Annotated in this window: 20 protein-coding genes; 7 read left to right on the forward strand and 13 right to left on the reverse strand. The window is 68.6% G+C overall.

The features are described from left to right. Positions 1-275 precede the first annotated feature (275 nt). The 3 genes from Pla175_RS18610 to Pla175_RS18620 all read left to right on the forward strand — a co-directional run bounded on the left by Pla175_RS18610 (position 276) and on the right by Pla175_RS18620 (position 4,639). On the forward strand, positions 276-2,825 hold the full coding sequence (locus Pla175_RS18610) for a secretin N-terminal domain-containing protein (protein WP_197526975.1): 2,550 nt from the start codon (positions 276-278) through the stop codon (positions 2,823-2,825). A gap of 160 nt (positions 2,826-2,985) precedes the next feature. Next, the gene (locus Pla175_RS18615) at positions 2,986-3,867 is read left to right on the forward strand and encodes a hypothetical protein (protein ID WP_145288728.1); all 882 of its coding nucleotides are present in this window, start codon (positions 2,986-2,988) and stop codon (positions 3,865-3,867) included. Positions 3,868-4,081: 214 nt separating this feature from the next. Further along, positions 4,082-4,639: a hypothetical protein gene (locus Pla175_RS18620; RefSeq protein ID WP_145288731.1), complete on the forward strand. Its 558-nt coding sequence runs from the start codon at positions 4,082-4,084 to the stop codon at positions 4,637-4,639. Between the two features lie 22 nt (positions 4,640-4,661). Here the strand turns inward: Pla175_RS18620 and Pla175_RS18625 are convergent, their stop codons facing one another. The 13 genes from Pla175_RS18625 to Pla175_RS26845 all read right to left on the reverse strand — a co-directional run bounded on the left by Pla175_RS18625 (position 4,662) and on the right by Pla175_RS26845 (position 18,432). Further along, the gene (locus Pla175_RS18625; RefSeq protein ID WP_145288734.1) at positions 4,662-6,647 is read right to left on the reverse strand and encodes an acetyl-CoA carboxylase biotin carboxylase subunit; all 1,986 of its coding nucleotides are present in this window, start codon (positions 6,645-6,647) and stop codon (positions 4,662-4,664) included. A 399-nt stretch (positions 6,648-7,046) separates the two neighbouring features. Then, positions 7,047-8,579: an acyl-CoA carboxylase subunit beta gene (locus Pla175_RS18630; protein ID WP_145288737.1), complete on the reverse strand. Its 1,533-nt coding sequence runs from the start codon at positions 8,577-8,579 to the stop codon at positions 7,047-7,049. 195 nt (positions 8,580-8,774) lie between these two features. Continuing rightward, positions 8,775-9,560, reverse strand: coding sequence for a biotin--[acetyl-CoA-carboxylase] ligase (locus Pla175_RS18635; RefSeq protein ID WP_145288739.1), 786 nt, complete (start codon positions 9,558-9,560; stop codon positions 8,775-8,777). Between the two features lie 90 nt (positions 9,561-9,650). After that, positions 9,651-10,229, reverse strand: coding sequence for a hypothetical protein (locus Pla175_RS18640; protein WP_145288742.1), 579 nt, complete (start codon positions 10,227-10,229; stop codon positions 9,651-9,653). A gap of 13 nt (positions 10,230-10,242) precedes the next feature. After that, entirely contained in the window at positions 10,243-10,848 is a 606-nt protein-coding gene (locus tag Pla175_RS18645; protein ID WP_145288745.1) for a hypothetical protein, read from the reverse strand. A gap of 6 nt (positions 10,849-10,854) precedes the next feature. Next, the gene (locus Pla175_RS18650) at positions 10,855-11,457 is read right to left on the reverse strand and encodes a PilN domain-containing protein (protein WP_145288748.1); all 603 of its coding nucleotides are present in this window, start codon (positions 11,455-11,457) and stop codon (positions 10,855-10,857) included. Continuing rightward, positions 11,454-12,518, reverse strand: a complete 1,065-nt coding sequence (locus Pla175_RS18655) for a type IV pilus biogenesis protein PilM (RefSeq protein ID WP_145288751.1) — start codon at positions 12,516-12,518, stop codon at positions 11,454-11,456. The genes Pla175_RS18650 and Pla175_RS18655 overlap by 4 nt, the downstream gene beginning before the upstream one ends. 45 nt (positions 12,519-12,563) lie before the next feature. Beyond that, positions 12,564-13,799 carry a type II secretion system F family protein gene (locus tag Pla175_RS18660; protein ID WP_145288754.1) on the reverse strand — a complete coding sequence of 412 codons (1,236 nt, stop codon included), beginning with the start codon at positions 13,797-13,799 and terminating at the stop codon, positions 12,564-12,566. A 13-nt stretch (positions 13,800-13,812) separates the two neighbouring features. Further along, a complete protein-coding gene (locus Pla175_RS18665) occupies positions 13,813-15,555 on the reverse strand; it encodes a GspE/PulE family protein (RefSeq protein ID WP_197526976.1) in 1,743 nt (580 codons plus the stop codon). Beyond that, positions 15,552-15,887, reverse strand: a complete 336-nt coding sequence (locus tag Pla175_RS18670) for an STAS domain-containing protein (RefSeq protein ID WP_145288761.1) — start codon at positions 15,885-15,887, stop codon at positions 15,552-15,554. Before Pla175_RS18670 ends, Pla175_RS18665 begins: the two co-directional genes overlap by 4 nt. Positions 15,888-15,931: 44 nt before the next feature. After that, positions 15,932-17,368, reverse strand: coding sequence for a sensor histidine kinase (locus Pla175_RS18675; RefSeq protein WP_145288764.1), 1,437 nt, complete (start codon positions 17,366-17,368; stop codon positions 15,932-15,934). A gap of 180 nt (positions 17,369-17,548) precedes the next feature. After that, a complete protein-coding gene (locus tag Pla175_RS18680) occupies positions 17,549-17,950 on the reverse strand; it encodes a response regulator (protein WP_145288767.1) in 402 nt (133 codons plus the stop codon). Positions 17,951-18,021: 71 nt separating this feature from the next. Next, positions 18,022-18,432 (reverse strand): type II secretion system protein, encoded by a 411-nt coding sequence (locus tag Pla175_RS26845; protein WP_145288771.1) that lies wholly within the window; start codon positions 18,430-18,432, stop codon positions 18,022-18,024. A gap of 362 nt (positions 18,433-18,794) precedes the next feature. On the opposite strand from Pla175_RS26845, the gene Pla175_RS18690 reads away from it, so the two are divergent. From Pla175_RS18690 to Pla175_RS18705, 4 genes are read left to right on the forward strand one after another with little or no spacing between them, the layout of a single operon-like run. Further along, the gene (locus Pla175_RS18690) at positions 18,795-20,462 is read left to right on the forward strand and encodes an HD-GYP domain-containing protein (RefSeq protein WP_145288774.1); all 1,668 of its coding nucleotides are present in this window, start codon (positions 18,795-18,797) and stop codon (positions 20,460-20,462) included. Then, a complete protein-coding gene (locus Pla175_RS18695) occupies positions 20,462-20,950 on the forward strand; it encodes a GspH/FimT family pseudopilin (protein ID WP_145288777.1) in 489 nt (162 codons plus the stop codon). Before Pla175_RS18690 ends, Pla175_RS18695 begins: the two co-directional genes overlap by 1 nt. Next, the gene (locus Pla175_RS18700; RefSeq protein ID WP_145288780.1) at positions 20,947-22,512 is read left to right on the forward strand and encodes a hypothetical protein; all 1,566 of its coding nucleotides are present in this window, start codon (positions 20,947-20,949) and stop codon (positions 22,510-22,512) included. The genes Pla175_RS18695 and Pla175_RS18700 overlap by 4 nt, the downstream gene beginning before the upstream one ends. Beyond that, on the forward strand, positions 22,509-23,138 hold the full coding sequence (locus Pla175_RS18705; RefSeq protein ID WP_145288783.1) for a PulJ/GspJ family protein: 630 nt from the start codon (positions 22,509-22,511) through the stop codon (positions 23,136-23,138). The genes Pla175_RS18700 and Pla175_RS18705 overlap by 4 nt, the downstream gene beginning before the upstream one ends. Position 23,139 lies beyond the last annotated feature (1 nt).

Consider the following 23,139-nt stretch of genomic DNA (forward strand, 5'->3'; position numbering starts at 1 on the left):
ACTGACGCCGGGTGGGCGGCTGCGGCCCGCGATGCCGAAACTTCGATTGCTGGCCATGAGAAGGGACGCCTTATACACTGGTGAGCTGCGAACGAGAGCCATGCCTGCGGCGATCCGCCTGCTTGATCGGGACGTTGCGGTATCTCCCCTTGCTCACCAGGCGGTGTCGAGACGCGAAGACACTGCGCCGCATACCGGAGTTGAGTGCCCTGATGCGTCCTTGCCAACGAAGCCTCGTAGCCCTTGCCCTTTTCGCGGCGCTGGGACTCCCTCGTGTGTACGCGGAAGAACCCGCGGGGGCGGGGGACGGGCCGGCGGTCTCCGACCAAACGGCGCCGGCGACCGAAGTCCGAACGCTTCGATTCAGCTTCGTCGACACGCAATGGCCCGATGTGCTGCGCTGGATCGCTGACGAGGCCGATCTGTCGCTGGACCTGACCGACGAGCCTCCCGGCGTGTTCAACTACATCGACGAGAAGCGGCTCAGCGTCACCGAAGCGATTGACGTGCTCAACGGCTACCTTCTTCCGCGGGGCTATGCGCTGCTGCGTCGCGACCAGTTTCTCGTAGTGATGAAGATCGACAACCCCATGCTGCCAAACCTCGTCCCCACGGTCCCGGCAACGCAGCTCGACGACTACGGCGACAACGAGTTGCTCCGCATCGTGGTCCCCGTCGAGGGCTTCGAGTTGCCGAAGGTCGCCGACCAGCTGGTCGGCCTGCTCGGCGCCCAGGGCGTGGCGTCGCCGCTCGAGTCGTCAAACTCGCTGGTCCTTCAAGGCTTCGGCAAGAGCCTGCGAGAAGCGGTCGACCTGCTCGGCAAGTCGGTGGCCCCACCGGCGGACGACGAGCTGGTGTTCCGTTCGTTTCCGTTGGTGCATATCGCCGCCTCAGACGCCGAGAGGCAGATCCAAAACCTGTTTGGGCTCGGCGCCAACCCTTTCCGTCAGTCGATGCAGCGGCGTGCGGAGTGGATGAGGAGCGCGCAGCGCGGCCGCGGCGATGAAGGCGGCGACGACCGCGGGCAGCAGCCGTCGCCGACGCCGCTGGTCGAGAACTACGCGATGAACATGAAGGTCTCCGCCCTCAGGCACACCAACAGCGTGCTGGTGACGGCCACGCCCGCTGCGGTGCGGCTGATCGAGGGCATCTTGGAGACGATCGACGTGCCGGCCCCGGGGGGCGAGGCCGCCGCGTTCACCAGCAACAAGCCGCAGCTACGCGTCTATACCGTCGACAACGCCGACGAGGACGACGTGGCCGAGACGATCGAGGCGGTGATGCCGGGCGTGGTCATCAACGAAGACGGGCGGAACAACTCGATCCACGTGCTCGCCACGCCCGCCGAGCACAGAGACGTCGACGAGCTGATCCAGACCATCGACTCGGGCGGCATCGGCAACGGCGTCGAGGTGATCCCGCTGACGCAGACCGACCCCTACGTGATGAGCGACCTCCTGTCGTCGCTGTTCGAGAACGAAGACCGCGACGACCGACCGGTGATCACGCCGGGGTTTCAGAACCGCTCGTTGATTGTTCGCGGCTCGTCCGCCCAAATGGCCGAGATCCGAAAGGCGCTGGCGTCTTTCAACGAGGGCGCCGGGCTGCCGGGCGCCGCCGACGCGAAGGGCCGTTTCCGACGCCTGCCCCTTGGCTCCAGCCAAGACGCCGAGCGGGTGGCCCGGCTCGTGAAACAGTTGCTGGACGACGACGACGGCTTCGGCAACCGCATCCGCGTGGTGACGCCCGCCGAGGACGCAGGCGACGACGACGGCCGGTCTCCCGAGGAGCCGCGGCGCGTGCCGATCGAGAACTCCACCCACGACGCCCGCCGCGACCCGGTCCGTTCGCTGCAAGCAATCAGCTACGCGGGAGAGTCCCCGCCATCCCCGCAGCCCCCCGATCGGGGCCTTGGGTTGGTCGCCGCCGGGCAGCCGGCGCCGCCTGAAACCCAAGACGGGTCTCGGCCGACTGCCAGCGGATCCCCTGCCGCCCGAGTCACCATCGAGGTGCGTGACGGAGAGTTGTTGTACTACTCGGCCGACGAGGTTGCCCTCGATCAGGTGGAGGAGACGATCCGCGAGCTCATGCAACTGATGCCTTCTCGCACCCAGTGGACCGTGTTCTTCTTGAAGGCCGCGCCCGCGGACGCCCTCGCGCTCACGCTGGTCGATCTGTTGCGGGCCGACACCTCCACCGATGCGGTGATCGGCGCCGGGCCCGAGTACGGCGTCGCCGGTTCTCAGACCATGCGGATCGTCCCCGACGCCCGCACCAACTCACTCTTCATCAGCGGCCCCGAGACTCAGGTCGCGCGTGCCGAGCAGTTCCTCCGCCTGTTGGACACGACCGATCTCCCCGCGTCGCTACGCGACCGAGTGCCAAGAACCATCCCGGTCCGATACGCCAGAGCCGGCGAGATTTCTGCGATCGTCCAAGAGCTTTACAAGGACTACATGATCGACCCGGTGGCCGCTGCGGCTTCCGGTCGTGGGGACCGCGACCGCAACAGCCAGCAGGCGTTGGAGGTGATCGCGGCTCAATCACGAACGCCGGGGCTCCGCCCGTCGGGCATCCAACTAACCGTAGCGGTGGACGAGGTCGCCAACGCCTTGCTGGTTTCGTGCAACGACGCCCTGTTTACACAGATCCACACGCTGGTCCGTGAACGGGACGACGCCGCGCGGCAGTCTCAGCCGGTCGTTCGGGTGATGCAAATCGATCGGCAGAACGCCGCCCAGATAAGCTCGGCCCTGGCGGAAGTCTTGGAGTCGACCGAGGCCGCCGCGGCCCCGCGTGGCGACCGCGACTCGGGCCGGCGCTGAGCCGGGTGCCATGCCCACGCTTGCGTGGGCATGCGACGTACGAGAGGCAGGCGCCTATTCCGCCACGCATGCCCATGCAAGCGTGGAGCATGGCGCCCGGCTGAGACTCCTTCATTACCGCCCCTCTTCAACCCATCCAACCACCAAGAGACCGCCGACCATGAAAGCCTGCTGCCTCGCGGTCCTCGTCGTAGCGGCCGCCCCGCCGGCGTCTTGCTTCGCGCAGTCCTGGGGCTACGACCACAACCGGATCGCGATGAGCTTCGACGGCAATAGCGCTGCCGACAACCAGTACAAATGGCCGACGGGGGACCCCGACGACTGGGGCGCCCTCCCGGCGTCCTGCGCCATCATCGCCAAGCTGGGCCTGCAGAAGAAGCTGGTCCACTGCTCGTACAACAACTTCATCGACGCCCCGCCGGGGCCGGACGCAGAGAACCAACTCAAGATCAGCGCCGACGGCGCCGTGAAGTACTGGGGCTTTGACCCGCGTGTGTTCTTCGACGTCACCACCCAGCGGCGCGAAGCCATCCAGAGCCTAGCGGCAGAGATGGGCAAATCGACGCAGAGCGACCCGCTCTACTTCATCCATGCCGGGCTGGCGGAGTTTGTCTGCCTTGCCGTCGAAGAGGTCATCCGGAACGGCGACGCCGATTCGCTGGCGCACGTCTACCTGGTGTCGCACAGCGCCTTCAACGAGAACGAGCGCCGCCGCGAGCACCACCGCACCTGGAAAGACATCCAAGAACTCAGCGGGAACCGGATCCAGTACAAGAAGATCCGAGACCAGAACGACAAGGAGAACCCCCACCACCTGTGGAACTCTGGGAAGGACTTCTCGGTGTGGCACTGGATGCGCGACCACCCAGAGCCCGACGTGCGATGGATGTACACACGGGCGCATGCGCACAGCGGGCATGTCGCAGACATTTCGGACTGCGGGATGCTCTTCTACCTGCTGGTCGGCGACGACGAGGGCAGCCCCGCCAAGTTCCGCGACTTCATCGGGACGGGGATCGCCTCGCCGGGCCGATCGGAGTGACACGCTAAGCAAGGCGCCTCGGCCGCCGCCGGGTGCCATGCCCACGCTTGCGTGGGCATGCGTGGCTCGATAGGCTGCGGCCCTTTGTTGCATGCCCACGCGAGCGTGGGCATGGCACCCGGCACCCGGCAAGCTTGGTGCATGGCACCCGTCCGAGTCGCGGAAGTAAATGCATAACAGTACATTCCCAATGCAGCGTTCACGTATTAGAGGGATGCTCTTGCTGGCCACCGCCGTGCCGTTCGCTGCGTCCTGCTCAACGTCAAGTTCGATTACGCCAAGCGACTCGTCGCAGCAAGAAGCGTCGCCGTCGATCAGGTCAATGTTCCGCGATGGCGACCAAAGTATTGACCGGATTGCAGGGGCCGCGGCTCAACGTGACTACCAGACATTGTTTGATAGCTACGAACGCTTGCGTTCGATCTACGTAGAAGTCGCGACTCAAGTTGAGCCACCGCGTGTTCCAGAAGCAGACCTCGATCACGTCTTGACGAAGCTGTCGGAGTGGGAGAACGCTATTGAGCGGTTTCGATATGCCAGGCAGACACTGAATGATCCTCTCCCGGTGGACGCAGAGCTGCTTGCGGATGGAGCCGACTTTGACCAGGAAGCATGGAATAAGCAGATAGCTGAACTGGACAAGCAATTCCAAGCCTCCGCCGACGAGAAGTTGCGTCGAGAGCAACAATGGACGGAAAGCGAATCACGCCTGGACGAAGCCATTTCCGCTGTGGAGAATGTCCGGAAGGCTCGGCAATCTAGGCCCCGCTAGCATTGATTGCCTGCATCTGCCCCTACTCAAACTCCAAAATCGTCTGATCCACCGCCAGCGAATCGCCGACCGCGGCCAGCACGCGCGACACGACGCCGTCCTGCTCGGCGCGGAGCACGTTCTCCATCTTCATCGCTTCGACCACCGCCAGGTCCTGCCCCGCCTTGACGGGGTCGCCCGCGGCGGCGTAGAGACGCATCAGTAGGCCCGGCATCGGCGAGAGCAGGTGCTTGTCTAGATTGGGCGCCTGCTTGACCGGCATCCAGGCGTACAGCTCCGCGACCCGTTCGGGCAGCACCATCATGTCGATCTGCGACCCCTGATAACGCAGCCGATAGACCAACTGGCGCCGCTCGACCTGGATGCACACCTCCTCGCCGTTGAACCGGCCGCGGAACAACGCGTCGCCGAAGTGCCAGTCGGTCGTCACCCGGTGCGTCACGCCGTCGTGCTTTACTTGGTAGCCGTCGGGGGTCGGCTCGACGACGATCGGGTGGCGCTCGCCGCCGGCCAGCACCATCCAGCTCTCGTCCGCGGCCAGCTCGTAGCCCGGCAGTTGGTCGGTGATTTGCACGGCGCGTTCGCGGTAGCGGCGGTGGATCACGCCGCCGGCGGTGATTAGCAGCGTGAGGTCCTTGGGGGCCTGGAGCGCGGGGTCGTACCCGTCTGGGTACTCCTCGGCGATCGTGTTCGTGCTGATCCGCCCCTGGGCGAACCTGGGGTGCAGGACGAGCGCTTGCAGGAACGGGATGTTGTGCGTCACCCCTTGGATGTGGAACTCGCCCAGCGCGCCCGCCATCCGCGCGATGCACTGGGTGCGGTCCCGGCCGTACGTGATCAGCTTGGCGATCATGGGGTCGTAGTAGATGGAGACTTCGGCGCCCTCGTACACGCCGGTGTCGACACGCACGCCGTCCGACTCCGCGGGAGGCGAGAAACGCACCAGCCTCCCCACGGCGGGCAGGAACTTGCGGGCCGGGTCTTCGGCGTAGATCCGCGCCTCGATGGCCCAGCCCTGGCAGCGGACCTCGGCCTGCGTGAACGGCAGCCGCTCGCCGGCGGCGACGCGGATCATCAGCTCCACCAGGTCGAGCCCCGTCACGTACTCGGTGACCGCGTGCTCTACCTGCAGGCGGGTGTTCATCTCGAGGAAGTAGAAATTGCGGTCGCCGTCCACGATGAACTCCACCGTGCCGGCCGACTGGTAGTCGACCGCCTTGGCGAGCGCGACCGCCTGTTCGCCCATGCTGGCGCGGGTCTCGGGGGTGAGGAACACCGAGGGCGACTCCTCGATCACCTTCTGGTTACGCCGCTGGAGCGAGCACTCCCGCTCCCCGAGGTAGACGACGTTGCCGTGCGCGTCTCCCAGCACCTGGATCTCGATGTGCCGGGGCTCGGTGATGTACTTCTCGACAAACACGCGGTCGTCGCCGAAGCTGGAGCGGGCCTCGCCCGTAGCGCGCTCAAAGCCCTCGCGGCACTCTTGGTCGTTGTAGGCGACGCGCATCCCCTTGCCGCCGCCGCCGGCGCTCGCCTTGAGCATCACGGGGTAGCCGATGGCCCGGGCGCAGGCGACCGCCCGCTCGGCGTCGCGCAGCACCTCGTCGGAGCCGGGGATCGTGTTGACGCGTGCGTCGCGGGCGATCTGCTTCGACTCGATCTTGTCTCCCATCTGCTTGAGGGCGCGCACGCCGGGGCCGATAAAGGCGATCCCGGCCGCCGCCAGCCGCTGCGAGAACTCGGCGTTCTCGGAGAGGAACCCGTACCCCGGGTGCACGGCCTCGGCGCCGGTCTGCTGGCAGGCCTCGACGATGCGCTCAGCCAGCAGGTAGCTCTGCGCCGCGGGCGCGGGGCCGATGAGGACCCCCTCGTCCGCCATCTGCACGTGCAGCGCGTCCTTATCGGCCTCGGAGTAGACCGCGACGGTCGCGATGCCCATCTTCCGCGCCGTCTTGATCACGCGGCACGCGATCTCTCCGCGGTTGGCGACTAGTATCTTGGTGAACACGTTGCGTCCTTTTACGAAGTCTTTAACCACGGATAGCACGGAACAGCACGGGTAAGGATTTGATGGGAGCGACCTTCTGCTTCATTGCCAGGTTGCGATACTGCGACTCCATCGCTGATGAACGACTCCAACGTTGTTAGGGGGCCGGAAGGGCCCCGACCCGGCGGAGGAGCCCCCGGAGCACGTGCGCCTTCACTGCTCCGGGCGCTGACGCTTCCGGCTCTACTTGTGAGTTTCGAACGTGAATGAACGTGAAAGATCGCGATCGTATAACTTTCGAGTCCTGTAGCACGATCGCTCAAGGTTTTTCATCCGTGCTGTTCCGTGCTATCCGTGGATTCCTCCGTCCGTCTCTGTGCTCTCTGTGGCTCTGTGGTTCAATCGTTGCCCAGCCAATCACTAGAGCGGGATGTTCCCGTGCTTTCGCCACGGGTTCTCTAGCTTCTTGTCGCGCAGCATCGCCAGCGACCGGCAGATCCGCTTGCGGGTGAAGCGCGGGAAGATGATGTCGTCGACGTAGCCGCGTCGGCCGGCGACGAAGGGGTTGGCGAACCGCTGGCGGTACTCTTCGGTCAGCTCGGCGATGCGCTCGGCGTTGTCCCGCTCCTTGCGGAAGATGATCTCTACGGCCCCCTTGGGCCCCATCACAGCGATCTCTGCCGAGGGCCAGGCGAAGTTCACGTCGCCGCGTAGGTGCTTCGAGGCCATCACGTCGTACGCGCCGCCGTAGGCCTTGCGGGTGATCACGGTCACCTTGGGGACCGTGGCCTCGGCATACGCGTACAGCAGCTTGGCGCCGTGCTTGATGATGCCGCCGTACTCTTGCGAGGTGCCCGGCATGAACCCGGGGACGTCGACCAGCGTGATCAGCGGGATGTTAAAGCAGTCGCAGAACCGCACGAAGCGGGCCGCCTTGATCGAGGAGCGGATGTCGAGGCAGCCGGCCAGCACCAGCGGCTGGTTGGCCACGATCCCCACCGCGTGGCCGTCCATCCGCCCGAAGCCGGTGAGGATGTTCTGGGCGTACTCGGGTTGGATCTCAAAGAAGTCGGCATCGTCCACCATCTTCAGGATCAGCTCGCGCATGTCGTACGGCTTGGTGGGGCTGTCGGGCACCAGCACGTCGAGCGACGGCTCCTCGCGGTCGGGGCTGTCGGGCGTGGGGCGGTGCGGCGGGCGTTTGCGGTTGTTCGACGGCAGGTAGTCGATCAGCCGGCGGGTCATCATCAGCGCTTCGATGTCGTTGTCGAACGCCCGGTCCGCCACGCCCGACTTGGTGGAGTGGGTCGCGGCGCCGCCGAGTTCTTCGTGCGTCACTTCCTCGTGCGTCACGGTTTTGACCACTTCTGGCCCCGTGACGAACATGTACGAGCTGTCCTTGACCATGAAGATGAAGTCGGTCATCGCCGGCGAGTAGACGGCGCCCCCGGCGCAGGGCCCCATGATCAGCGAGATCTGCGGCACTACGCCCGAGGCCAGCACGTTCCGCTGGAACACCTCCGCGTACCCGGCCAGCGACGCGACCCCCTCCTGGATACGCGCGCCGCCCGAGTCGTTGATGCCGATGACCGGCACGCCCGCCTTGACGGCGTGGTCGAGGATCTTGCAGATCTTCTCGGCGTTGGCCTCGGAGAGCGAGCCGCCGAAGACCGTGAAGTCTTGGCTGAACAGGAACACCACCCGGCCGTTGACGGTGCCGTAGCCGGTGACGACGCCGTCGCCGGTCACCCGCTGGGCGTCCATGCCGAAGTCCGCGCAGCGGTGCTCAACGAACATGTCCCATTCTTCGAACGACCCGGGGTCGACCAGCACCTCGATGCGTTCGCGTGCGGTCAGCTTCCCCTTGGCGTGCTGCGCGTCGATGCGCTTCTGGCCGCCGCCCAGCTCGGCCTCGGCGCGTTTGTCCGCCAGTGCTTGAACGAACTGCTGCATCGTTGGCTCGTTGATAGAGAGGCTCGTTAAAAGAGTGCTCGGCAGAAGAGGAAGCGACTTTCCGTTTGCAACAGGCAGCCGCGTGAAAGCGCTAGAAGTTTAACACGTTTAGCGACGCAGAGAACAGCCGCGAGACAAAGTGTCGCAGGGGCGCCGCGGCGCGATCCGGCGCGCGCCGCGCGCGGCGGCGCTCGATCAGTCGACCCGGGTTACGACACCCGAGAGGAGCCGGACGGGCCCGCCTGGCGCCTCGAGCAATAACGCCCCGTCGGGGTCGATGCCGAGGCAGCGGCCCGCGACCGTCGACTCGCCGGCGAGCGCCTCGATCTGCCGCCCGGTGAGCAGGCAACGCGGCCGCCACTGGGCCTGCAGGTCGCCCCCTCCCGCGGCCGCCCAAGCGAGGCGCTGCTCGAGGCGTTGCAGCAGACGCACCAGCACCTCGGCCTCGGCCAGCGGCCGGTGGGTGTGGTCGCTCAGCGAGATGGCTGTCTCGCACAACGGGTGGGGCGCGCCGCTGGCGGAGTTGTTCACGTTGACGCCGATGCCGATGGCCAGCAGCCCTTTGCGGTAGTCGGCGGACTCGATGAGGATGCCGCACGCCTTGCGGCCCGCTAGGTAGACGTCGTTGGGCCACTTCACGCGTGAATCGGCGCCCCCGAGCACGTCGTCAAACGCGTCGCACACCGCCAGCCCCGTCAGCAGCGACGCAACGGGCCAGCGCTCGACCGGCAGCCCCAGCGGGCGACAGTCCAGCAGCAACGAGAAGGTCAATGCCCCGGCCTCCGACCACCAGGTGTTGGCCCCCCGCCCCCGCCCGGCCGTCTGCCGGTCCGCCAGCACCAGCAGGCAGGGCTCGGCGTGCGACGCGTGCTTGGCGAGGGCCAGCGCGCGGTTGTTGGTTGAGTCGATCACCGCGTGGCGCTCGATGGCGGTGACGAACGTCTCGTTCGACACGCGGTGTAGATCGTCGCTGGTGAGCATAGGGACCCTCAGCAGCACTCCAAGAAGCGGGCGCGCGTTCCCGCTATTCTTCCCCCAGTCGCGGCCGAGGGCTAGGAGCCTCGCCGTCGACTAGCGCCCGGCGCTCGCGCCGACCGGCTCGACCACGATCCCTTCGGCGCCGACCGACACGATCCGCCAGCGGTCGTGCACCACGTCGTTGACGCCGACCAGTTGGTTGTCAACCAGCGCGACCTGCTGGGCCGCGTTGTGGATGATCGCTTGCACCAGCAGCGGCGCCTCTGCGGAGGGGACCGGGCGGTCCGGGGCGTCGCGGCGGGGGGTCGCTGCCGAAGGCCGCGGCTGGGCGCCGCCGGCCAGCGCGGCGGCTAGCAGGTTCGCCTGTGGCTTGGCGTCGCTGGCGCCGAATGGGTTTTCGGCGATGATCTGCGCGATGCTGATCTCCGGAAGCCGCCGTTGGGGGGGCTCGGGTTTGGTTGACGGCGCAACAGCGGCTGGGGCGACGGGCGTGGCGACGCGCGCCGCGGGTTGCGGCGCTGCCGCCAGCGTGGTCGGTTCCTGCTCGTCCGCTCCACTGCCGACCTGGTAGACGACCACCCCGACCAGCGTCAGGGCCAGCAGCCCGACGAGCGCGAGCTTCTTCTGTTGCTGGGCAGACGCGGCGGCGCCGGTGGTGGGGTGCGTTTGCATGATGCTTGACTGGTTATTGCCCTAGGGCTGCGGTGGCGGTTGGCTGCGGAACGCGGGCCAGCAACTCGACACGGATGGCGAAGTCGAACTCGGTCCGCTCGGGGTCGGCCGGGGAGAGCGACAGGGCCGCCACGCGGTTCATGTGCCGCCACTCCCGCAGGCCCGCGAGCATCCGGCAGAGCGCGGCGTGGCCGCCCCGGCCGGTCAACTGCAGCGAGCACCCCTGGTAGTCGCCGTACTGCACCGCTCCACCCGGGCGGTAGTCGCTCAGCGTCAGGCCCCACTCGTGCGATTGCCCACTCATCCAGGAAAGGAAGCGGACCTCGTCGGCGCCGTCGGACACACGCGCCTCGACCTCCCGCCACGCCTCGGCCAGGGCCTTGCCCCGGGCCGAGGCCTGCCGGTTCTCTAGTTGCATGGTGGCTTCGGTCGTCAGGTAGGCGTAGGCCACTTCGACTTGCATCCACTGCGCGTCGAGCCGCGCGGTGGCCCCGCGGACCGATAGCGCGCACCAGCCGGCCGCGAGGAGCGCGACCCCCACCATGCCGACCAGCGACCAGAGCCGCGCGATCGCCCGCGTGGCCCGCTGCTTTCCTGGTTCTTGGGTTGTGTTTGCCATGGGTTCTTAGGGGAGCAGTTCGCACCGCAGTTGGAAGGTCCGCCCCGCGCCGCCGGCGGAACTTTGCGACTGGGAGGCTTCGAGCGACACGTTGGCCAGCACGTTCGACGCGCGTAGGTTGGAGACAAACTGAGACACCGCGACGTCGCTCTCGGCGGCGCCGCTGAGCACGAGCCGCTTGCCGGAGACGGGGGGCGTGTCCGTGGGGGCGGAGACCCCCGGGAGCGCCGGCATGTCTTCCATCTGCAGCGCGTCGAGCTGCAGGGCGCCGGCGACGGTCCGCCGGGCGTCGATCACCACTTGCAGCAGCGCCAGCGGCGTGTCGGACTGCTCGAGCGCCGCTTGCCGCGTGAGCAGCGTTTGCATGCGTCGGCTTTCGCTCTCGAGCGCCACGGTGCGGGCCTCGAGGTGGTGCAGCGGCTTGACGCGCTCGTTGACCAGAAGCAGCGCCTCGGCGGCTTGTCGGCTCTGCCCCTGCAGGCCCACCTGCAACAACCCCAGCAACGCCGCGGTGACGCACCACACGGGGACCCAGCGGCGGGCCTGGCGGCGGTGCTCGTAGCGCCGCGCCAGCGCGTCGGGCAGCAGATTGATTCTTGCGGCGCTCATATCAGGTCCTCCCGCAGCGCCAGCGCCGTGGCCTGGGCGAACATGGGAGAGTAGGGCTCGGCCGCGGACCAGCGGGCGCCGGCCGGTGATTCGGCGACGCGGGTGGGGACGCCCAGGCGTGCTTCGAGCCAGGCGCCGACGCCGCGGATGGCGCTCCCCCCGCCGCAGAGCACGATCTCTTCCAGCGGCGCCCCGTCCTCACGATGGGTCAGGTAGACGATCGTTCGCTCGACCTCGAACAGCAGCGCCCGCAGCCAGCCGTCCAGGTGCGTCTGCACCTGCCGGGCCAGCTTCCCCTGGGCCTCGTCGCAGCCCCACTCGGACAGAACCGTTTCCGCCGCGGGCCGGCTGATGCGCAGCGTGCCGGCGAGTTGATCGACGGCGCCGCGGGTCGGCAACGACACACGGGGCCGCACGTAGACTGCTTGGCCGTGCTCTACCAGCACGCAGATCGCGGACTCGTCTCCCAGGTCTACCACCAAACGCGACTGGTCCCCCTTGGTTTGGCCGACGGCGGCGATGGCCGAGGGCGCCGCCTCCAGCACCCGGCAGGCGAGCCCCCAGCGGGCAAACTCCCGCGGCACGGCGTGGGCGATGGCGCTGCCGGCCCACACCAGGTGGGTGGTGGGCGCCCCCCCCGAGTTGGGGTGTGTACGCCAGTAGTCCCCCGTGGCGTCCGCGGCCGCCGGGCCGAGCACCTGCTCGAGCCCTTCGTCCGCGCCGCGGCAGGGGGGCGACCCCTGGTCGCTGTCGATGGCTTCGTAGTCGGTGAACGTGGAGGGGAGCGAGCAGACCACGGCGTCGACCCGGAAGGCGCACCAGTGCCGCATCCATTGCCCCAGCAGCGCCGCCTGGCGGACCGGGTCGGTGGCGGCCCTGGGGCCGCCCTCCGCGTTCGGGGGAGAGACGATGCGTGCCGCGGCAACGATCGTGCGGCGTGTGCCGCGGCGTTTGGCGATGGCCACCTTGATGGCGCGGGCGCCCAGGTCGACCCCCGCCACGCACACGGCGGCGCCCGACGCGAAGTCGCGTACGCGTTCTAGCACGGGTGCGTAGGTCATGGCGGGCGGGGGGGTTCGCGGGGGCGTTGTGACGGAGGGTCTGGCCTAGTGGGCGCCGGCGGTGGAGAGGTCGAGCATCGGCATCATCACGGCCAGCACGATGGCGCCTACCACCACGCCCAGCAGGACGATGATGATCGGTTCGGCGATCTTCACCACTTCTTTGAGCTGCTGCTCTCCCTCGGACTCGAAGAACTCGCCGACGGTTTGCAGCACGCCCGCGAGCTGGCCGTTGGCTTCGGCGGTCGCCACCATCTCCAGGGCGCCGTCGGGGACGCACACGTGGCCCTCGAGCGCAGAGGACATCCTCTTCCCCACCAGAACGGCCTGCTGCATGCGGGCGTTGAGGTCTTTCATCAGCGAGTTCCGCGACACGCTCTTGGTGAGCTGCAGCACCTCCAACAGCGGCACGCCGCTCTCCAGCAGGACGCCTTGCAGGCGGAAGACACGGCCGACGCCCAGCGACCGGCAGACGCTGCGCAGCAGCGGGATCTGGAAACAGGTGCGATCGATCCAGCGGCGCCCGGTGGCGGATCGCGCCAGACGCGCCGCGCCGACCAGCCCCAGCCCCCCCGCCGCGGCCACGGCCCACCAGTAGGTGCGGATGACGCTGGCGGTGTTCAGCAGCAGCTTGGTGACGACCGGCGTCGGGGCTTGCGAGCTCTCGTAGATGCTGCCGAACTGCGGCAGCACAAAGAACACCATGGCGCCCAGCACCCCGAAGGTCACCACCATCAGCACCAGCGGGTAGCTGACGACCGAGCGGATGGCGCTGCGCAGACGCAGCTCGTCCCGCATCAGCACACGCATGCGGTCGAGCACCTGGGGCAGCTTGCCGGACGCCTCGCCCGCGGCGACCGACGCGGTCATCACGCCGCCGAACCGGTCCCCTTGTGCGGCCAGCGCCTGCGACAGGCGGCTCCCCTCCTGCAGCGCGGCGTGGAGCTGCGAGAGCGACTCGCGCACGGCGGGCTTCGAGGCGCGGCCCGCGATGCTGTTGATCGCGTCGGCCACGTCGACGCCGGACCGCGTCATGATCGAGAGCTGGGTGACCATCATCACCAGGTCGCGTTTGTCCAGCGGCTTCGAGCCGGCGCCCTTGGCGCGGGGGCCGCGCGCGGCGGCGGACGACGCGCCGGGCGCCGACCCTTGCAGGCCCGGCAGCCGGCGGGGCGGCGGCCCCTGGGTCGGACCGCGCGTCGCAGCGCTGAGCGACAACGCGGCGGCGTCGGCCGATGGGTCTAGCGATTCTTCGAGTGGCGGCGCGGCAGAGGCGTTCATGGGTTTGCTCGGTTTAGTCTCCGGCCGCCACGCGGACGACCTCGTCGAGGGCGACGACCCCGTCTTCTGCCGCCCGCAGCCCCTGCTGCAGCAGCGGCTCGAAGCCCGCGGCGTGCGACCAGTCGCGGATGGCGTCCAGCGAAGCGCCGCTGGCGATCAGGTCGCGCAGCTCACGCCCCACCGGCAGCATCTCGTACACGCCGATGCGTCCCAGGCAGCCAGAGTCGAAGCACCGCTGGCAGCCGGCGCCGCGGACGAACTGGCGCGAGCGGTCGCCGGTGTAGTGGATAGCGTCCAGCACCGCCGGGGGGGGGTAGTACAGCCCGCGGCAGTGCGGGCAGACGCGGCGCAGCAGCCGCTGGGCGACCACGCCCAGCAGCGACGCGGCGATCTTGAACGGCGCCACCCCCATGTCCACCAGCCGGGCGACGGCGCTGGCCGCGTCGTTGGTGTGCAGCGTGCTGAGCACCAGGTGCCCGGTGAGCGCGGCCTGCACGGCGGTCTCGGCCGTCTCCAGGTCGCGGATCTCGCCGATCATGATGACGTCGGGGTCTTGCCGCAGGATCGACCGGAGCGCCTTGGCGAACGTGAGCGACGCCCCCGCGTTCACGTGCACCTGGTTGATCAGGTCGAGCCGGTACTCGACCGGGTCCTCGACCGTGACGATGTTCCTCTCGACCGACTTGATCAGCTCGATCGCCGAGTAGAGCGTGGTGGTCTTCCCGCTGCCGGTGGGCCCGGTCGCCAGGATCAGCCCGTGGGGGCGGTCGAGCATCGCCTTGAGTTGGCCCAGCTGCGTGGGGGGGATGCCCAGCTCGTCCAGCCGGAAGGTCACCGCGCCGCGGTCGAGGATCCGCAGCACGATCTTCTCTCCCAGCACCGTCGGCAGCGTCGAGGCGCGGACGTCGATCTCGCGGCGGTCCACCACCACGTGGATGCGGCCGTCCTGCGGCAGGCGGTGCTCGGCGATGTCCATCTTGGCCATCACCTTGATGCGCGAGATGATCGCCGGGTGGAACTCACGCCGCGGCCGCAGCACCTCGCGCAGCATGCCGTCTACGCGGTAGCGGACCGTGGTGTTCCGCGGGCCGGCCTCGATGTGGATGTCGCTGGCGCGTTGGCGGACCGCCTGCAGCAGGATGTAGTTGACCAGGTTGATCACGGGGCTCTCGTCCGCGCTCGACGCCAGGCCCTCCAGGTCGAGCTCGATCGCCTCGTCGTTGAGCGAGACGGCGCCCTCTTCCATGTCCGCGGTGACGGTCTCTACCTGGAAGCCGTCGCCGTACACGCGGCCCACCAGATCCATAATGGCCGACTCGAGCGCCAGCACGGGCCGCACTTGCAGCCCCGTGTGCTGTTCGAGGCGGTCCACCAGCGCCAGGTCGCGCGGGTTGGCCATCGCCACGGTCAGCACGCCGTGCACGCAGAACAGCCCCAGGCTGCGGCTGGCCTCGGCCAGCGGGCGGGGGATACGCCGGGACGCCGCCGGGTCGATCAGCCCCTCGCGCAGCAGCGCGTGCGGCACGTCGAACTGCTCCGCCAGGAACGGCAGCAGGTCCCCCTCTTCGACGAAGCCCAGTTTGACGAGGGTCTCGCCCAACCGCTGGCCGCGCGTCTGCTGACGCAGGGCCGCTTCCAGCTCTGCCTGGGTGATCTTGCCGCCGGAGAGCAGTTGCTCGCCGAGGCGTTTCTTCGCGGGGGCCGCGGGGCCGGCGGGCGATCTCTCGGATAGCTGCGGGGTTAGCAGAGCGGTCATTGCGCGAACTCCCCGGCCGCGGCGATCACGTCGTCCGAGACGCCTAGCTGGGCGTCCAGCCCGGTGATCCGCAGCACGTCGCGCACCACCCGGCCGGGCGCCGCGAGACGCATCTCGCCGCCGTGCTTGCGGCACGCGGTGTGGAAGTCGCACAGGCATTCGAGCCCGGCGCTGTCGATGAACCGCACGCCACGCAGGTCGATCACCGCCTGCGGCAGTCCGGCCTGCAGGATGCCGGTGAGCGCAGCGTGCACCTCGTGGACGTTGTCGCCGGTGAGGCGCTCGTCCAACGCGATCACGTCGATGCAACCTTGTTGGTAGTGCTTGGGCATGGCGGGGTGACGTCGCGCGGCGCGGGGCGGCCGCTCGGCGCGCGCTATTCGGCGCCCTCGATGGGGAAGGTGATCCGGAAGGTCGATCCGACGTGCAGCTCGCTGTCGACGGTCAGGTCGCCGCCGTGCAGGCGGGCGATCTCTTGCGTCAGCGACAGTCCGAGCCCGCTGCCGGGGATATCTTTCACACGCTGGTCGTCGCTGCGGAAGAAGCGGTCGAACACGCGCGGCAGCTCCTCCGGCGCGATGCCGATGCCGGTGTCGGTGACCGCGAACTCGATCTTGCTTTCGCCCACGTCGACCCGGAAGGTCACGCGGCCCCCGTCGGGGGTGTACTTCGCGGCGTTCCCCAGCAGGTTCACCAGCGCCGCGGCGAGCTTGCTCTTGTCCGCGGCGATCTTGGGCATCTTGGGGGGCAGCTCGCAGTGGAAGTCGATCTGCTTGGCGTGCATCGTCCCCTCTACCTTCTGCGCCACCTCGTCGATGAGCCGTGCAAGGTCGGTCTCGCGGCGGTCGATCGCCAGGGCGCCCGCCTGCATCCGGCTGACGTCTAGCAAATCGTCGATCAGCTGCGAGAGCCGCACGGCCTCGGACTGGATCACGTTGTAGAACCGCTTCTGCGACTCGGGGTCGATGTCTTCCACCGTCGCCAGCGACTCGGCGTAGGCGCTGATGTTGGCCAGCGGCGTCCGCAGCTCGTGCGTGGCCGTCTCGAGGAACTTGTCTCGCATGTCTTCGGCCAAGCGGTGCTGGGTGACGTCGCGCACCAACCACACGTGGCCATCGAGGCGCTCGCCGTCGCCGTAGCGGGGGGAGCGCGTCACCCGCAGCGTGCGGGCGTGGAATCCGCCGGCGGTGGTGAACTCGAACGACAGACGCTTCTGAGCGGGGGTTTCGGCCACCAGGGCCGCGCGGGGTTCGGGCAGCGTGAAGACCTCGCCGAACGGACGCCCCAGCAGCTCGTCGCAGGTGGCGGCGCGGCACGTAGCGGCAAACGCAGAGTTCACCTGCAAAAGCTGCCCCGCCGCGTCCGTGGCGGCGACGCCGTCGGCCAGTGAATCGATCAGGCTCCCCAGCGAGCCGGCCTCGGGGTTCGACAGCCCGGCGGCGACGCTTTGCTCCAGCTCGTGCACCGCGGTCCAGCGCCGCGCCAATCGGGCCAGCCGGTTCCACCCCGCCGCGGCCGGCGAGGCGACCGCCAGTTCGGGGAACGCGTTGGGGTCTTCGGCGCCCTCGGCGAACCTGGCCAACAGCCGCTCGACCACCTCGGTCGAGCGCAGGATCCGCCGCATCCCCCAACTGCTGGCCAGCAGCAGCACGGCCAGCACGACCCCGGCGCCGACCGCCAGCGCGGTAGGCGACAGCACGGGCGCCGCCAGCGCCGCCGCCAAGCCGACCGCCACGGCCAGCACGACCACCAGGGCGTGAACCCCCAGCGCGCGGGAAACGCCGGTGCGTGTTAGGGTAGCGCCTAGATTCATAGTTCACACGCTCGCGGGAAATTGCGCAGCGGCGCAGTCGCGCCCAAGGAACCCTAGCTCACGGTCGGCGCCCCAAGACCGCCGGCACGGCTTTGATCGCCATCGCGGGGGTCAAATTGATCGCGGCAACCCGCATGGCGGCGCAAGCCGCAATGGGCGTGCGTGTGGCGCGGCCGGCGGTTAGACCGCGGCGCGCGTCGCCAGCCCCTCGACCGCAGAGGCGGCGATCTCGGCCAGGCTGAAGGGCTTGTAGAAGACGGCGTGCAGGTTCAGCGCGTCCCGCAGCCGCTGGCAATCGAGCTCGTACGTCTTGGCCGAGCAGAGCAGGCAAACCGCGTCTTGGGAGCACCCCCCCGAACGAACCGCCGTGAGGAACTGCTCGCCGTCGAGCATCGGCATCTGGTAGTCGCTGCAGATCACGTCGAAGCACGAATCGCCGGCGATCCGCAGCGCTTCGAGCCCGTTGCCCGCGACCTGCGCGGCGAACCCGGCCCGCGTGAACGCCAGCCGCAGCACGTCGGCCAGTGCAGGATCGTCTTCTGCGATGAGCACGCGTGGCTGGGGTGTGGCTTCGGACGTCATGACGACTCGACGGGGTTGAGGCACCGGACTGCTGGACCGAACAAGGCCGCCACCGGCGGCCCCACGGGACGCTACCAGGTAGCGCCCACGGCGTGGTTCACGATGAACTCGCCGGAGACGTTGTCGTACGCCCAGCTCTGGGCGCCGGTGGCCGAGAGCGGGGTGCCCGCGGTCGTGATCCGAACGGTAGCGCCGGTGTTGCCGACCGACGCGCTGGGGAACGGGCCGTTGAGCATGGAAACCAGGTCGGCCTTGAGGTCGGCCTCGGTCCCCAGGTCGCCGGGGAGCGCGCTGTTCTGGGCCCGGTAGAGCTGGATCGCGTCGCGAACAATAACCAGCGAGTGCCGCGTGGCGTTGGTGCGGGCCTCGCCGGCGGTGTTGAACATCTTCGGCGCGGCCACGGCGGCCAAGATGCCGAGGATTAGCACCACGATCACGAGCTCAACCAAGGTGAACGCTGAACGCTTCGTCTGCGACTTCATTTCGATCGATCCTATGAGTCAATCCGCGACGCAGGCAGCGCGCCGCCGAGGGATCCGTGGTCTGGTGCTTCTGGTACTTCCTGCTCGAACGAGCGGCGGACCCGCGGGACGACGCATCGCCCGGTCGGCATGCCGCACGTTTCGTACAGAGATATCTACGTCACGGAAAAAGAGGCGGCGGAGGGGAGCTGATTTTTCGGGTTACCGCCCTCGCTGTGAGCTACAAACCTCTATCAAGCGGATGGATCCGCCAGGAGTCGACCGCTGGACGCGTGTGTCCCGCGGGCCGGCGCAACCCTCACGATCCCAACGATCGCGGCACGCCAACGCGAGCCGATCGCACGCCCATCGAGCAGACTTCTATGCACGCAGACACCATTGCTCCGCAGGCGCCGGCGGTAGAGGCGCTATCCCGCGCCTTCGGGACGCGTCTACTTACCTGGTCCAAAGCCGGCCAGCAGTGGCGCTGCTTGGAAGAAGCCGACCGGCACGCCTGCCCCACGCTGGCGCCGTGGCTGGACGAAGCCGCCGAGGCGGCCGCGGGCAAGCCCGTGGTGCGGCGCGTCCGCGGCAACCTGTTGTTCGTGGGCGTCTCGCTCGGCGCCCGGCCCGGCGGGCCGCACGTGGCGGCGGGCATCGTGCCGGCCGACCCGCAGGGCTTCGCCCAGCAGCTCGCCGAGGCGTCGCTCGCCGCGGCGCAGGTCCAATCGCACGAATCGGGGCGGCAGGTGCTGCTGGAGAGCTACGCAGACAAGCTGGCCGACAGCTTCGAAGAGCTGACCTTCCTACGCAAGCTCTCTCGGCACGTGGAGCACTGCGACGCCACACGCGGGCTGGCCGACGTGGCCCACACCATCCTCCCCTCGCTGTGCGAGCTGATGGCGGTCGAGGGGCTCGCGCTCTACGCCACGACCGGCGACCCACGCGCCACGCGCAGGATCGAGGGGGTCGTCGACTCGGTCGGCGACCTGGCCGCGGAGGCCGCGTGCTGGAGCGAAACCATCGAGGCGCTCGCCGGAGGCCCGCAAGACGTGGTCGTCTGCAACGTCGCTCGCTCGGAGACCGCCGACCTGGTTCCCCCCGCGCCCGAGGGCGTTCGAGCGTACGTGGCGGCCTCGCTGAAGAAGGACGGCGTTGTCTACGGGTGGCTGCTCGGGGTGAACAAGCGCCCGCCGAAGACCGGCCTGTCGACCCCCAGCAACTCGCTGGGGCACGACGAGATCGGATCGATGGAGGCCTCGCTGCTCCACGCGGCTGCCGTGATGCTGGCCACCCACGCCGCCAACGCCCGGCTGTTCCGCGAGAAGGAAGAGCTGATCGACGAAGCGATCCACACGCTGGTCGGCGTGATCGAAGCCAAAGACGCCTACACCTGCGGGCACAGCGACCGCGTGGCGCTGGTCGGCCGGCGCCTAGCCGAAGAGCTCGGCCTCTCCCCCAAGGAGTGCCACGAGGTCTACCTCTCCGGCCTGCTGCACGACATCGGCAAGGTGGGGGTGAGCGACGACGTGCTGCTCAAGCCCGGCGCGCTCGAGCCAGAAGAGTTCGCCCAGATCAAACGCCACCCCGAGTGCGGCTGGCGGTTGCTGCAGCGGCTCAAGCCGCTGGGCAACCTGCTGCCGGGCGTGCTGCACCACCACGAGGCGACCGACGGATCCGGGTACCCCCACGGCCTGTCGGGCGACGCCATCCCGCTGGTCGCGCGCATCCTGGCCGTCGCGGACGGCTGGGACGCGATGACCAGCGACCGCCCCTACCGCGCGGGGATGCCGCTAGAGAAGGCCGAGGGGATCCTCCGCAACGGGTCGGGGTCGCAGTGGGACTCGCAAATCGTCGACGCGTTCTTCGCGGCCCGCGAAGACGTGCACCAGATCACGGCGACGTGGCGCGACCACCTCGAGCGGATCCTGGCCCTGCCGTGGGCCGCCGACCGGATCGAGAAGCCGACAGCCGCCGCCGCGATTGCGCCGACCCCAACGCCCACGCCGGAGGCCTTCGCAGAGGCGTCGGCGCACCTAGGGAGCCTCTGATGCGGCGGCCCCGCCACGCAAACGCGTTCTCGCTGATCGACCTGGTGATCACGGTGCTCATCATGGGCATCCTGGCCGCGGTGGCGGGCCCGCGCTTCGCCGCGACGTCGGCCGGGCTGCGCAGCGAGGCCGTCGCGCGACGGATCGCCGCGGACCTGAACTACGCACGCCGGCACGCGATCCTCAACAGCCGCGAGTGCACCATCACGTTCAACCTCAGCCCCCCCGGCTACGCGATGGTCGGCGTCGCCGACCCGGCGCGTGTCGGCCGCACGTACCAGGTGGCGCTGAGCGACCTCGACGGCGGCGCGGCCGTAGCCTCGGCGGCGTTCAACAGCACGCGGTCGGTCACCTACAACGCGTACGGGCTGCCGCTGGCCGGCAGCCCCGCGGCGGCGTTGGCGTCGGGGGCCGTGGTCGTGGCGGTCGCCGGCGCCTCGCGGACGATCGTTGTCGACAAAGACACCGGCGAGGCGACCCTGCCATGATCTCCACGCACGCCCACGCGCCGCCGCTTGGCGCCGTCAAGCCGTTCCGCCGCGCCGTCTCGCTGATCGAGCTGGTCGTGGCGATGGCGTCGGCCGGGGTGCTGATGACGGGGCTCGGGGTGAGCGTGGCGCTCACCACCCGGGCGTTCCGCCCCGAGACCAACCAGCAGTACCAGCGCAGCGGCGCGGCGCTGGCCCAACGCGACCTGCTGGCCGACCTCCGCCTGGCGACCGGCTTCTCGGAACGCACCGCCACCGCGGCGACGTTCACCGTGCCCGACCGCAACGGCGACGGCCGCCCCGAGACGCTCCGCTACGCCTGGGGGGGCACGGCCGGCGACCCGCTGACGCTGGCGATGAACGGCGGCGCCCCCGTCCCCCTGCTCCGCGGCGTGCAGGGCTTCGCCCTCAGCTACCAGACGCGCACGATCAGCCCGGTCGTGCTCCCCGCGGAGCAGTCGGGGAGCGACCTGCTGCTGATCGTGATGGACTCAGCAAGCCTCAGCGCGTCGGAATCGTCCCGCAAGGCGATGATCGAGAGCTGGAACTTCAACGTCGCCGTGAAGGGGCTCAACGACCCCGTTGACGAACTGCTGACGGCCGCCGCCTCGGTCAAGGCGGTCTACGTCTCTGGATCGATCAACGCAGACAAGCTGGAGTCGGCCCCGCAATTGGCTTCCCTCACCAACGGCATCGTCAACGAGCACCCCGGTTTGGTAGACGACTTCGGCTTCGGCGCCACGGCGTCGACTAAGTTTGCCTGGTCGGCCACGGTCGCCAGCAGCTCGCACTACATCAACCAAGACCTCAGCGGTTCGAGCGCTTCGCCCTTCGCCCTCATGGGAGCGATGACGAAGATTGACGGCAAGCAGGCCGACTCGCTCAACGCGATCTTGACGCTCGACGACGTGCCGTCGCTGGCCACCGTCGACCCCGACGAGGCGCTCTACGGCGGCGGCGCCGCACCGGGGCGGCGGGTGATGCTCCCCTGGGGCGACAGCGGCTTCGACCCCAGCAGCCTGAACGAGACGGGTCGGTTGCTCACCTGCCGGTCCATCGAATGGGCCACCGGGCTGGGAGACGAATCGCCCGACTTCAGGACGTTCGGCTACGCCGAAGTCTTCTCGAGATCGAACGACGAAGTCGATGGCCAGCAGTTGGCGACAAGAGCAACGCTAGCCGAGAAGGGCAAAGTCCTAAGCATCTCGGCCTACGTCGGCGGAGTGAGCAATGCCAAGGTCCGCTTCGCGATCTACAGCGAAAAGAACGGCCAACCCGATACGCTGCTAGTTCAAACCTCGACAGGCAAGTGCAGCAACTCCATGGGATGGGTGACGCTCGATGTCCCGGCAACGACGCTGAGCGCCGGCGCCTATTGGCTGACGTTCTCGTTTGACGACGAAGACCAGAAGTACCAGTACACCGACACCTACACCGGCGCGGGGCAGCGGAACGTCAGCAACAACGCCACCACCAAGGGCTTCAAGTCGACGTGGGGCACAAGCAGCAAATCCTCGAACGGCGCCCGCTCCATCTACGCCACCTACGAGGTAGCGCCATGACCCGTCAGCAAGTCCGCGGGCTCACGCTCGCCGAAGTCGTGATGAGCACCTTCCTGATCGGCCTGCTGCTAACCGGCGCGCTGCGCAGCGTGGGGGCCTCGGCCAAGTCGTGGACCGCCGCCGCGGAGGCGGCCGACGGGCAAGCCCTGGCCCAGCAACTCATGGCGGAGATCGTGGGGCAGCCCTACGAAGAGCAGACCCAGTCGCCGGCGTTCGGCCCCGAGTCGGGCGAGGTCGTTACGGCCGGCGTCCGCAGCGGGTTGGACGACCTAGACGACTACAACGACTGGGTCGACACCCCCCCCAAAGACCGCAGCGGCGCGGCGCTGACCGGCTTTGCCGGTTGGAGCCGCACCGCCGACGTCCAGAAGACGTGGCCAGACGACTACTCGATCCGCAGCGACGGAGGATCCGACAAGGGGATGCGGCTGGTGACAGTGATCGCGACCTCCCCCACGGGACGCAAATCCACACTCAAGGCGTACCGCACCAACGCCGGCGGGTCGCTGCAGCCGCAGGGGGTGCAACAAACGCTGGTCACCTGGGTCGGCGCCTCGCTACAAGCAGCCGGCGGCCCGGCCGTGCAAGGGGGAACCGCCCTGCCCAATCACGCCTCAGACCAATGAC

Origin of the sequence: Pirellulimonas nuda (assembly GCF_007750855.1) — a bacterium.
Lineage (GTDB): Bacteria > Planctomycetota > Planctomycetia > Pirellulales > Lacipirellulaceae > Pirellulimonas > Pirellulimonas nuda.